The sequence below is a fragment of the Clostridium sp. AF17-21AC genome, from assembly GCF_003461365.1.
Taxonomy (GTDB): domain Bacteria; phylum Bacillota; class Clostridia; order Lachnospirales; family Lachnospiraceae; genus Coprococcus; species Coprococcus ammoniilyticus.
The window spans coordinates 533683-546383 of record NZ_QTWY01000001.1; the positions used below are offsets into that span (position 1 = coordinate 533683).

Consider the following 12701-nt stretch of genomic DNA (forward strand, 5'->3'; position numbering starts at 1 on the left):
TCCTATGGAGGTAAAGACAGATGGAATTAAACAGTATAGAAGAAGTATTAGTAGATCTGGCAGCCGGTAAGGTGGTCGTTATGCTCGATAACGAAGACAGAGAGAACGAAGGAGATGTCATTTGCGCATCTGAATTCGCGACCACGGAGAATGTGAACTTTATGGCAAAATATGCAAGAGGTCTGATCTGTATGCCGATGGATGATTCTTATGTGGAGAAATTAAATCTTCCGCAGATGTGCATCACAAATACAGATAATCATTGTACTGCATTTACAGTTTCTGTTGATCATGTAAGCACTACAACCGGAATCTCAGCGTATGAGCGTGGCATTACAGCCAGAAAGTTCGTAGAAGAAGCTGCAAAGCCGGAGGATTTCCGCAGACCGGGTCATATGTTCCCATTACGCGCTGTTCCGGGCGGAGTGATTGAACGAGGCGGACATACAGAGGCAACGGTTGATCTGTGCAGACTTGCAGGCTTGAAGCCATGTGGTCTGTGCTGTGAGATCATGAAGGATGATGGTACAATGGCAAGAAAAGATGATCTGCTTGCATTTGCTGAGGAGCACAACCTGAAGATCTCCACGATCGAAAAGTTAGTTCAGTATCGTAAGGAACATGAAGTATTTGTAGAATGTGTAGCAAAGGCAAAGATGCCAACCAGATATGGGGAGTTCACGATCTATGGATATATCAATAAATTAAATGGCGAGCATCATGTGGCACTGGTAAAGGGTGATATCACGGATGGCGAGCCGGTATTATGCAGAGTTCATTCCGAATGTCTGACCGGAGATGCACTTGGTTCAGCCCGTTGTGACTGTGGCCAGCAGTATGATGCAGCGATGAAGATGATCGCAAAGGAAGGCAGAGGCGTGCTTCTGTACATGAGACAGGAAGGACGTGGGATCGGTCTGATCAATAAGATCAAAGCATATCAGTTACAGGATCAGGGTTTAGATACCGTAGAGGCAAATCTGAAGCTTGGCTTCCCTGAAGATGCAAGAGATTACACGATTGGAACACAGATCTTAGTAGACCTTGGTGTCAGAAAGATGAGACTGCTTACGAACAATCCATTAAAGGTATATGGTTTGTCAGGATACAATCTTGAGATTGTGGAACGAGTACCGATCCAGATGCAGCCGGGCAAATTTGATGCATTTTATCTGAAGACAAAGAAAGAAAAGATGGGTCATATACTTGATCTGTAAAGCCATATGGACTGGGAATTATATGCATAATGATTTAGTGGTAACAGAGAATAAGCAATTGTAAATATTGAGATCGAATCAATAACAGGAGGATAATAAAATGAAGAAGATTGAAGGAATGATCGTAGCAAATGGTGCCAAGATCGGTATTGTAGCAGCAAGATTTAATGAATTTATCGTATCAAAACTGGTAAGCGGTGCAGAGGATGCATTATTACGTCACAGCGTAAATCCGGATGACATATCTGTTGCATGGGTTCCGGGAGCATTTGAGATTCCGGTTGTAGCCAAGAAGATGGCGATGTCAGGAAAATATGATGCAGTGATCTGCCTTGGAGCAGTTATCCGTGGAGCAACCAGTCATTATGATTATGTATGTAATGAAGTGTCCAAGGGAATCGCATCTGTTTCACTTGAATCCGGTATTCCTGTTATGTTCGGTGTTGTAACAACAGAGAATATTGAGCAGGCAATCGAGCGTGCCGGAACAAAGGCAGGTAACAAGGGTTACGATTGTGCAATGGGCGCACTTGAGATGATTGACCTGATGAAGCAGTTATAAAAATTGCATAGCATAAACGAGGGTTCAGGGTTTTATGATGCAAAGGTCATAGAACCCTGAATGTATTCATACTGCGTGGAGCGTTTTTGTTCTTATGCGATAATAAACGGAGGAAATAGACATGAATAAGACAAGAAAGATTCTCTTTTTTGATATCGACGGAACTCTGATCACGGATGATGGAAAACGGTATTTTCCGGACAGTGCAAAAGAAGCAATACAAAAGGCAAGAGAGAACGGACACCTGGCATTTATCAATACGGGAAGAGTATTCTGCAATGTGACAGAAGAGATCAGAAGCGCAGGCTTTGATGGCTTTGTCTGCGGCTGCGGAACGCATATTGTTTATAATGGAGAGACATTGTTTCATCATGATACACCATATGAGGTCTGTGCAGGTGTGATTCGGAAATGTCGGGAATATAAAATGGATGCCGTATACGAACATGCGGACAAGGTGTTTACCAGCGCTGCTTTTTCCGATAATGAGCATTTAAAAGAACTAATCAGTTATTTTAAAGCGACCAGCACCTATATGGAGAATGATGATCCGGCAAACGATCAGATCTTTGATAAGTTTTGTGCATGGTATGATGCAGATACTCCGTATCTGGAAGCATTTAAGAAATATCTGGAAAAAGATTATATGTATATCCAGAGAGAGGGAAATTTTTGTGAGGTTGTGCCAAAGGGATATACGAAGGCAACCGGTATCCGGTATCTGCTTGATTATTTTGACCTGCCATTAGAAAATGCCTATGCATTTGGAGACGGAAGTAATGATGAACCTATGTTGGCATATGTGCCAAATAGTATTATAATGAAAAAAGGTCCGGAGTATCTGAGAAAGAAAGTCCGTCTTGTAACGGATGATGTCAGAGAAGACGGAATCTATAAAGCTATGAAAAAAATGGAGATTATCTAATGGACGAAGAATATTCAAAAGTAACGATGGTCGATCAGTTAGCTATCGCGGTATCCAGCCCGAAAAATTATAAGCATCTGACGAAGTTAAAAGCGAGCAAGACGGTAGGATTTATGATATTGATCGCTTTTATTCTGACCTTTATCGAGTTTGGAATCGGTGTCATTACCTTTATCATGCATGTGGGAGGGTTAAATAACCTGATCACGAATAAGGTTCCGCAGTTTGTGATCGAGGATGGTAAGCTTACGGCAGAATCAGAGATGTCACTGGATATTGGAAATGCAACGATATATATGAATACGGATTATGACAGAATTACACTTGATGATATCAAGACAAATGGCGTGTATATTGCATTTGGCAAAGAGAATGTAGTCATGGGAATGATAAACGGCGGACAGACGTATGAATATTCAACGATGGATCTCGACAAATTATTCTATGATGGGTTTAACAATGATCAGCTTGCATCCGCAGTGCCGGCGTTCTATGTGGCTATTGTCATTATGTACATTGCAATTATGTTCGGAAGTGTAATAAAGATGATCTTCCTTGCACTTGTATTTTCGATCGTCGCACGGACACTTGCGAAAGGTCTTCATACAGGGCTGTCCTATGGAAATGTATTCCGGGTATGTCTTTACGGACTGACTTTACCGATGCTGCTGACATCCGTGAATACCTGTCTGGACTTCCTGATTCCATCATCGATCATGTTTGTGATCACTCTGATTCTGGCATTTTCCATGATAAACAGAGGTATCGCAAGTCATGTGGGAACAACAGCACCACCGGAGGATTGGTTATAAAGGGCGATATAAAAGGAGGCTTTTATGGAGATCGAAAGAAAATATCTGATAAAAGAGATACCGTTTTCACTGGAAGCGTATCCATATAAGGAACTGGAGCAGGGGTATATCTCGACCAGCCCCGTCATCCGTATCCGAAAGGCAGATGAACAATATATTCTTACAGTAAAGTCAAGCGGATTGCTGGAACGACAGGAATTCGAGCTTCCGATGAATGAGACGGATTATAAACGGTTGCTTGGTAAGGTTGATGGAAATCTGGTGACGAAACGTCGGTATATCATCCCGCTTACGGATACAGAGGGAACAACCGGCGATAAGGAAAAGGATGCAGGACTTAAGATTGAACTGGATGTCTTTGAGGGGCTGTATCAGGGGCTGATCTATGCAGAAGTCGAATTTGAGACAAAGGAAGATGCAGATAATTTCGCAGCACCGGCTTGGTTTACTAGAGATGTATCTATGGATGGAGCGTATCATAACAGCGCATTAAGCAGTATGAATGAAGAACAGAGACTTGTATTTATGGCAAGAGTTTTCGGACATTAAGAATGGAGGCAGAAGCATGAAAGTCAGAATGTTATTTGAAACAGGATATGAAGAAGTAGAAGCATTGACCGTTGTAGATCTGTTAAGACGTGCAAAGGTTGACTGCCTTATGGTGGCAGCAGACGATCAGGATACGGTTACAGGTTCACATGGAATCACAGTAAAGATGGATGAGAAAATCAGTGAACTTGCAGATGATGCAGATATGATCGTACTTCCAGGTGGTATGCCAGGTGTGACGAATCTGATCGCAAATGAGAAGGTAAAGAATCTTGTATGCGGACAGTATGAAGCAGGAAGATATGTTGCAGCAATCTGTGCAGCACCGACTGCTTTTGGAGCATTTGGCATCTTAAAGGATAAGAAGGCTACCTGCTATCCGGGAATGGAGGCGGGACTTCATTGTGCGGAAGTATTATATGACAGTGTAGTAACAGACGGTAAGGTAATCACAAGCCGAGGTATGGGAACAGCTATAGATTTTGGCCTGAAGCTGGTTGAGATCCTGACCGATCAGAATACATCAGAGAAGCTGGCAGCAGCTATTGTTTACAAATAAGAATTATGGAATTTAAAGTATCGGTCAGGCATATGGTAGAATTTATATACAGATGCGGCGATATTACAAGCAGCAGTAATGGGACTCTGTCAAAGGAAGCGATGAATGCAGGAAGTAAGATGCATCGGAAGCTTCAGAAAATGGCAGGGTCTTATTATGATGCAGAAGTTCCTTTAAAGATCACGATGAAGAAAGGGATTCATGATCTGGATGTTACGGTAGAGGGCAGAGCAGATGGGATCATAGATCTGAGGGGTGAAAAGAATCGAAGCAGGAAGAAGAAGGAAATTGAGCGGCAGGTGATCCGGGTAGAGGATAGATATTGGAACCGGCTGCTGTTCAAAAAAACGGAGAGTCTGGATCTGGAAGTCGGTGAAGACTTTATGGAACAAAATGCTGCCGGAACGATCGGTCAGATGTCAGAAATGGATGAGCCTGTGGATGAAATGACCAGTCAGATGCCGGAAATGGATGAGTCTGCGGATGTTACGATCGACGAGATCAAAGGTGTATACAGAAAACTTGCCGATATCGAAGTACCGGAAACGGTTCATGTAGCGCAGGCAATGTGCTATGCCTATATTTATGCAAAAGAGCAGTCTTTGGATCGGATCAATGTACAGATCACATATGTGAATCTGGAAAGTGAAGAAGTAAAACAATTTTTTTATGTGTTTTCTTGTTCATTTCTTGAGAAATGGTTTCATGATACAGTGGATGAGATGATGAAATGGGTTGATCATGCTGTATCACATGCAAGAAGCAGAGATGCGTCAATTACAGAACTGGAATTTCCATATGAATATCGGAAAGGACAAAAGCAGATGGCTGCCTGTGTGTATAAGGCGATTGAAGGGGAGCGCAGATTGTTTGTGCAGGCTCCAACCGGAATCGGGAAAACGATGGCAGCGATGTTTCCTTCCGTTAAGGCATTTGCAACCGGGCTGGTATCGAAAATCTTTTATCTGACCGCAAAGACGATCGCCGGAACCGTGCCGGATCAGGCACTTACATTGCTGCGGGAACGTGGAGTGAAGTTTTCTTCCGTTATGTTGACTGCCAAAGAGAAGATATGTCTGAATGAGACGATGGAATGTGATGCAGAGCACTGCCCTTATGCGAAAGGACATTTTGACCGGGTTAATGATGCATTATTTGAATTGATCACTCAGGAGGAAAAAATGGATCGGGAGATCATCCGGGCTTATGCGGAAAGGTATCAGGTCTGTCCTTTTGAGCTGGGACTGGATGCAAGCCTGTTTGCAGATGCTATTATTGGAGATTATAACTATGTGTTTGATCCGAGAGTGAATCTGAAGCGGTTCTTTTCACAGACAGCATATGATACAGGACGGTATGTATTTCTGGTAGATGAAGCACACAATCTGGTGGACAGGGCATCGTCCATGTACAGTGCCACGCTGTATAAAGAAGATTTCCTTGCTGTAAAGAGGCTGGTAATGCCGTACAGCAAAAAACTGGCACGGAGTCTGGAATCCTGCAACCGGGAGCTTCTGGAATTGAAGAAAAAATGTCCGGAGCATGGATATCAGATCTTAAATGATATTGGGGTTCTATATCTGAAGCTGCTGCATCTTCATACGACGATGGAGGCTTTTTTAGAAGATTACAAACAGATCCCGGAACGTAAGGAGATACTGGAGTTTTATTTTGCACTTACGACATTTTTAAATATTGCGGATCTGATCGATGACAGCTATGTGATCTATGATGAGCTTAAGTCGGATGGCAGATTTATGGTTCGGTTATATTGCGTCCATCCGGCAAATAATCTGAAGCTTTGCCTGGATAAGGGGGTATCGACTGTTTTCTTTTCGGCAACGATCCTGCCGGTAAAATATTACATGGAGATGCTGTCCGATACGGTGACCGATCAGGCTATCTATATTCCTTCTCCGTTTGATCCGGAGAAACGACAGATCATGGTTGGTGTGGATGTATCTACGAAATATACCAGACGGTCTGTAAAGGAGTATAAGCGCGTGGCTGAATATATCAGGCAGTTGTTTAACGCACATTCCGGAAATTATATGGTGTTTCTGCCATCCTATAAAATGCTTCAGGAGGTCTATGAGCAGATGATAGAGGGTGATTGTTCTGGCATGGAGATGCTCTGTCAGGAACAGAACATGAAGGAGGAAGACCGGGAAGCATTTTTGGATCATTTTTCAGCGAAAAGAAATGTGGTTGCCTTTTGTATCATGGGCGGGATCTTCTCTGAGGGGATTGATCTGACCGGAGAACGGCTGATCGGATCGGTTGTAGTAGGTCCGGGACTTCCGCAGGTGTGCAATGAGAGAAAGATCATGATGGACTATTTTAATGCCAGAAAGAGTATGGAGGCATATGCTGGCTCATCGGTTGATGGTTTTAAATATGCATACCTGTATCCGGGCATTAATAAAGTATTTCAGTCAGCCGGACGCGTGATCCGGACAGAAGCGGATGCCGGAGTGATCCTGTTGCTAGATGAACGATTTGGAACCGGGGAATATAATTCGTTATTTCCGGTGGAGTGGCAGGATGCGGTCTTTGGAAATTTTGATCAGATTTCGCGGAGCATAGAACAGTTCTGGTCGAATCTTAATCTTTCCTGAAAACGGGAATATAAATACAAGAATACTGGAAATTCGCATATACATGTGATAGAATGGACGCAGGCATTTTTTTACAGCCTGCATGCAGTGCATGCTTTTATATAAAATTATGGAACTGTTCTGGAAAGGCAGATAGAGGAAAAATGAAAAATATTACAGTAAAAGATATTGTGAAAGCAACAGGAGGTTTCCTGCTTTGCGGCGATGAAGATACACCGATCACAGGCCTGTGTATTGATTCCAGAAAAGCACAGCCGGGAGATTTGTTTATTCCTCTGTTGGGTAATAAAGTTGATGGACATCGTTTTATTGAATCCGCTATGGAGAAAGCGTCTGCAACTCTGACATCGGAGCATGATAATGTTGTTATTTCAGAGAAGCCGTTTATCCGTGTTGATGACACGATGAAAGCACTTCAGGCAATTGGAATGGATATCCGTGACCGATATGATATTCCGTATATCGGAGTGACAGGAAGTGTAGGAAAGACAACGACCAGAGAGATGATCGCAGCGGCTGTCAGCACAGCAAAACGCTGTTTTCAGACAAATGGAAATGAAAATTCACAGATTGGTGTACCGATGACACTTTCCAGAATGACAGATGGATATGATGCAGCGGTGATCGAGATGGGGATCAGTGAACCTGGTCAGATGGAGATATTGTCTGAGATTGTAAAGCCATCGATCTGTGTGGTGACGATTATCGGTGTTGCACATATTGAATTTATGAAAACTCAGGAGAATATCAGAAAAGAGAAGCTGTCTATTATCAATCATATGAATAAGGACGGCCTGTTGCTGTTAAATGGAGATGATCCATTACTGCGTGAGATAAAAGCGGATATGCCATGTCGGACACTTACTTTTGGTATAGATAAAATTTGTGATTTTCAGGGGTCCAATGTAAAATGTGGAGAGCAGGGCATGGAATTTGATTGTACTCATAATGGTGAGACCGTTCATGTTACCATGGATATCCTCGGAAAACATAACGTGAGAAATGCACTGGCAGGTATTGCAGTTGCATATCAGATGGGAATTCCGATAACAATTTCAGCAAAAGCCTTTGAACATTTTGAAGGACAGAGACAGAGACTCATCCATATGGAGAATCGATACACGATCCTCGATGATACCTATAATGCAAGCCCGGATTCCATGAAGGCAAGCATTGATGTGCTTTGTGATATGGACTGCGAGGGAAAAAAGATCGCAGTACTGGGAGATATGTTTGAGCTGGGAGCTGACAGTGCCAGCTATCACTATCAGATCGGAGAATACCTGCGGGACAAGAAGATCGATGAGGTTGTGGTAGTCGGAAAGGAAGCTTTGGAGATTAAAAAGGCACTGGATGTCTGCGACACAAAGTATGCAAAAACATTTTCATTTATGGATAATGAAGAAGTGGCACTTTATCTGATGGCTATTATGAGACCAGAGGATGTTGTTTTGATCAAGGGATCACACGGCATGAAAATGGACGAAATTGTCAAAATTCTTACGAATTAATTATGCAAATTATACAAAACAACCATATAAACTACCAAATTTCATAAAATTTGGTAGTTTTGTTTGTCTAAAATGACTTTGATTTTCATGAAAAAAAACACTCTGTGGTACAAAACGGAGAAAAAACAGTACTTGTATTGAAAAAAAAAGGAAAATGGAGTAATATCAATCCTAGCTTGAATAAAGAATACATACATGAATTGTTACATAAGTAAAGTGATAGAAATTAGTTTTAAAACGGAGGGTGTTAATCATGGCTACTAAGAAGACTGAAGATGCAAAAAAGGTTGTTGCAAAAAAGGCAACAGTAGAAAGCGTTGTTGCTAAAGCTGAAGCTGTAAAGAAAGCTGAAGCTGCTAAAGAAGTAAAAGCAGCAGTAAAGGCTGAGCCAGTAAAGGCAGAAGTAAAAGAAGAGAAAAAGCCAGCAGCTAAAAAGCCGGCAGCAAAGAAGCCAGCAGCTAAGACAACAGAGACAGTTTTTGTTGAATATAACAATGGACAGATCAATGTTTCTGACATTGTAGCAAAAGCAAAAGAAGCACTTGGCAATAAGGCAGTTAAGGAATTGAACGTATATTACCAGCCAGAAACAGGTATGGTATACTATACAGCTGATGGAGAATCAGGTTCTTACAGTCTTTAATCTATAAATAGTTGGAAGGGCAGCGTTCTTAACATAAGGATGCTGCTTTTTCTGTATAATTAGAAAGGAAGAAGTGAAATATGAAGATTGGTTTTATTGGCTGTGGCAATATGGCAACAGCGATCATAAAGGGAATTATCAGAAAGCAGATCATAGATGCAGAGAATATCATAGCATCTGCAAAGACGAAAGCGACACTTGACAGAGTTCAGAAAGAGCTTGGAGTAAAGGTATCAACCGATAATCTGGAGGTAACAGAAAACAGTGATATTCTGGTTCTGGCGGTAAAACCACAGTATTATCCGGAGGTGATCGCTCAGATAAAGGACGTAGTCCGTAAAGAGCAGATTGTGATCAGTATAGCACCGGGAAAAACATTAGACTGGTTACAGGAACAGTTTGGAGGAGGTGTGAGACTTGTCCGGACAATGCCAAATACACCGGCACTGGTTGGTGAGGGTATGACAGGAGCATGTCGGAATGAATATGTTACCGATGAAGATTATGCAACAGTTCTTCGGATCCTTGGAAGCTTTGGTGAAGTAGAGACAATACCGGAAAATCTGATGGATGTATGTGTATCGGTCAGCGGAAGTTCTCCGGCATATATTTATATATTGATCGAAGCTATGGCAGATGGAGCAGTGGCAGATGGTATGCCAAGAGCACAGGCATATAAATTTGCAGCACAGTCCGTGCTTGGAAGTGCAAAGATGGTACTTGAAACGGGAAAACATCCGGGTGAATTAAAGGATCAGGTCTGCTCACCTGGCGGAACAACGATAGAAGCTGTTCGCGTTTTAGAAGAAAAAGGCTTCCGTTCCTCCGTGATCGAAGCAATGAAAGCCTGTGTACGCAAAACTCGCGGAATATAACAGCCGCTATAAAAGCCTGTGCTTGTGGTAGCTATAACTTTATTTCGCAGAACACTTGCGTTTGATTCTTACGTAGCTGTTATACAAATAAATCCGCTGTGCTATATTACACTGTTATGAAGCAAACCTTGTCCGAGGCCGGTACTTAAGCTGCGTCTTTTGCAGCTTTATGTACCGCTGCTCGAGGACTAGAACGGAAGTGTTTTGCGGAATAACAGATGTGGTATAGCACAGCGGATTTATTTGTATGACAGGTAGATGTTATAAGGCGGTGTCACCGTGTTCGCCGGTACGGATACGGATGACATCGGCAACATCATAGACGAAGATCTTGCCGTCACCGACTTTTCCGGTTGATATCTTTTCACATACCTTAAAGATGATGTTATCGGCAACATCATCCTTGACGATGGTTTCGATCTTGATCTTCGGAATCAGGTTGACCACATACTCACTTCCACGGTATGTTGTTTTATAACCTTTCTGATTACCATATCCCATAATATTTGATACAGTAGCACCGGTGGATCCGCATTCGTCCAGAATGGCTTTTACATCATCCAGTTTTTCAGAACGGACAATAATTGATAATTTCTTCATGTATAACCCTCCATTCTATACATATATAACTAAAAATATGATACCATATTCTCGGTTTCATTTCTACAAGTGGAACAGAATGGTAGATTTTGTATATTATCTGAAGAAAAAACAGGAAAACAGGGAGGAATGCGAGTAGTTGTACTTAATTTAATTAATCGAGGGCGGCAATAAGGAAATTATTTAGAAAAATTTAACCGTTTTACCAGAAATAATACTGTTTTCATATGGATGGAATCTGTGGTATCATGTAGCAGAGCTATATCATTTAATATAGATAGCTGTTTTAGACAGGAAACAAAAGTATGGAGGATGAAAATGTCTGATTATAGAAATGATGATGAAAATAAAGAACTGACCAGTCAGACGGTGGCTGATGATCATAAAACAGAAGACAAGCGTGAGGATGAATACGAGAAATATTGTTATCTCTGCAGAAGACCGGAAAGTGTTGCCGGAAAGCTGATCGATATGCCGGGCAATATACATATCTGTGCAGACTGTATGCAGAAGACCTTTGATAATCTGAATCAGGGCGGATTTGGCGGAATGCAGTTTCTGGATCTCTCTAATCTTTCCAATATGGGAAATATTGATATGAGCAGACTGATGGGAATGAATGATATACCGGATAAACAGAAGGTGAGGAAGAAAGCGGCAAAACCGAAGAAAAAAGAACAGGAAATGACACTTGCAACGATTCCGGCACCGCATAAGATCAAAGCAATGTTAGATGAATATGTGATCGGTCAGGAATATGCCAAGAAGGTAATGTCTGTTGCAGTATACAACCATTATAAGCGTGTGCTGACAGACTCCATGGATGATATCGAGATCGAGAAATCCAATATGCTGATGGTAGGACCGACAGGCTGTGGTAAGACTTATATTGTAAAAACGATCGCAAAGCTGTTGAATGTACCGCTTGCGATCACAGATGCTACCACACTTACGGAAGCAGGTTATATTGGTGATGACGTAGAAAGTGTATTGTCAAAGCTTCTGGCAGCCGCAGATAATGATGTCGAAAAGGCAGAAAAGGGAATCGTATTTATCGATGAGATTGATAAGATCGCAAAGAAGCAGAACAGCAACAGCCGTGATGTGAGTGGAGAATCCGTTCAGCAAGGACTGTTAAAGCTGTTGGAGGGCGCAGATGTTGAGGTTCCGGTTGGTTCCGGAAGCAAGAATGCAATGGTGCCTATGACAACGGTCAATACAAAGAATATTTTATTTATCTGTGGCGGTGCGTTCCCGGCGATAGAAGATATTATTAAAGCAAGACTGAATAAACAGTCCTCGATCGGTTTCCGTGCAGATCTGAAGGACAAATACGACAAGGATCCGAATATCTTAAAGAAGGTGACCAACGAGGATCTCAGGGAATTCGGTATGATACCGGAATTTCTTGGAAGACTGCCTGTCTTATTCACATTGGATGCGTTAGATAAGGATATGTATATCAAGATCTTAAAGGAACCGAAGAATGCAATCCTGAAACAGTATAAGAAGCTGCTGGCACTGGATGAGGTAGATCTTCAGTTTGATGATTCTGCATATGAAGCGATCGCAGAAAAAGCACTTGAAAAGAATACAGGAGCAAGAGCGCTTCGGGCGATCATTGAGGAATTCATGCTGGATATCATGTATCAGATCCCAAGAGATGATAGCATTGGCAGGGTGATCATAACCGGAGATTATGTAAATGGCAAGGGCAATCCGATCATCGAGCTTCGTGGTGTAGAGCCGATGCAGATCGAGGCCTGTGCGACAAAACAATCATAATAATTGATGCAATAAGAAAAAAAACTGTAATTAATAAGGTTTAAA

Annotated in this window: 12 protein-coding genes; 11 read left to right on the forward strand and 1 reads right to left on the reverse strand. The window is 42.0% G+C overall.

Annotated features, from left to right (window positions below):
* The first annotated feature begins 20 nt into the window (after positions 1-20).
* The 10 genes from DWW85_RS02400 to proC all read left to right on the forward strand — a co-directional run bounded on the left by DWW85_RS02400 (position 21) and on the right by proC (position 10271).
* Positions 21-1217, forward strand: coding sequence for a bifunctional 3,4-dihydroxy-2-butanone-4-phosphate synthase/GTP cyclohydrolase II (locus tag DWW85_RS02400; RefSeq protein ID WP_117807386.1), 1197 nt, complete (start codon positions 21-23; stop codon positions 1215-1217).
* Between the two features lie 100 nt (positions 1218-1317).
* The gene (gene ribE, locus DWW85_RS02405; RefSeq protein WP_008402941.1) at positions 1318-1779 is read left to right on the forward strand and encodes a 6,7-dimethyl-8-ribityllumazine synthase; all 462 of its coding nucleotides are present in this window, start codon (positions 1318-1320) and stop codon (positions 1777-1779) included.
* Between the two features lie 121 nt (positions 1780-1900).
* The gene (locus DWW85_RS02410; protein ID WP_021944372.1) at positions 1901-2704 is read left to right on the forward strand and encodes a Cof-type HAD-IIB family hydrolase; all 804 of its coding nucleotides are present in this window, start codon (positions 1901-1903) and stop codon (positions 2702-2704) included.
* Positions 2704-3516 carry a DUF1189 domain-containing protein gene (locus DWW85_RS02415; protein WP_021944373.1) on the forward strand — a complete coding sequence of 271 codons (813 nt, stop codon included), beginning with the start codon at positions 2704-2706 and terminating at the stop codon, positions 3514-3516. The genes DWW85_RS02410 and DWW85_RS02415 overlap by 1 nt, the downstream gene beginning before the upstream one ends.
* Before the next feature lie 24 nt (positions 3517-3540).
* Positions 3541-4065: a CYTH domain-containing protein gene (locus DWW85_RS02420; protein WP_117807387.1), complete on the forward strand. Its 525-nt coding sequence runs from the start codon at positions 3541-3543 to the stop codon at positions 4063-4065.
* Positions 4066-4081: 16 nt separating this feature from the next.
* Positions 4082-4624: a DJ-1 family glyoxalase III gene (locus tag DWW85_RS02425; protein ID WP_117807388.1), complete on the forward strand. Its 543-nt coding sequence runs from the start codon at positions 4082-4084 to the stop codon at positions 4622-4624.
* 5 nt (positions 4625-4629) lie between these two features.
* Positions 4630-7242 (forward strand): ATP-dependent DNA helicase, encoded by a 2613-nt coding sequence (locus DWW85_RS02430; RefSeq protein WP_117807389.1) that lies wholly within the window; start codon positions 4630-4632, stop codon positions 7240-7242.
* Between the two features lie 143 nt (positions 7243-7385).
* Positions 7386-8753, forward strand: a complete 1368-nt coding sequence (gene murF / locus DWW85_RS02435; protein WP_117807444.1) for a UDP-N-acetylmuramoyl-tripeptide--D-alanyl-D-alanine ligase — start codon at positions 7386-7388, stop codon at positions 8751-8753.
* A 253-nt stretch (positions 8754-9006) separates the two neighbouring features.
* The gene (locus tag DWW85_RS02440; protein WP_117807390.1) at positions 9007-9396 is read left to right on the forward strand and encodes a DUF6465 family protein; all 390 of its coding nucleotides are present in this window, start codon (positions 9007-9009) and stop codon (positions 9394-9396) included.
* 80 nt (positions 9397-9476) lie between these two features.
* On the forward strand, positions 9477-10271 hold the full coding sequence (gene proC, locus DWW85_RS02445; protein ID WP_117807391.1) for a pyrroline-5-carboxylate reductase: 795 nt from the start codon (positions 9477-9479) through the stop codon (positions 10269-10271).
* Positions 10272-10532: 261 nt separating this feature from the next.
* On the opposite strand, the gene DWW85_RS02450 is transcribed toward proC, so the two are convergent.
* The gene (locus tag DWW85_RS02450; RefSeq protein ID WP_008402931.1) at positions 10533-10871 is read right to left on the reverse strand and encodes a P-II family nitrogen regulator; all 339 of its coding nucleotides are present in this window, start codon (positions 10869-10871) and stop codon (positions 10533-10535) included.
* A gap of 318 nt (positions 10872-11189) precedes the next feature.
* On the opposite strand from DWW85_RS02450, the gene clpX reads away from it, so the two are divergent.
* Complete coding sequence (clpX, locus tag DWW85_RS02455) at positions 11190-12656, forward strand: ATP-dependent Clp protease ATP-binding subunit ClpX (RefSeq protein WP_117807392.1); 1467 nt, start codon at positions 11190-11192, stop codon at positions 12654-12656.
* Positions 12657-12701 lie beyond the last annotated feature (45 nt).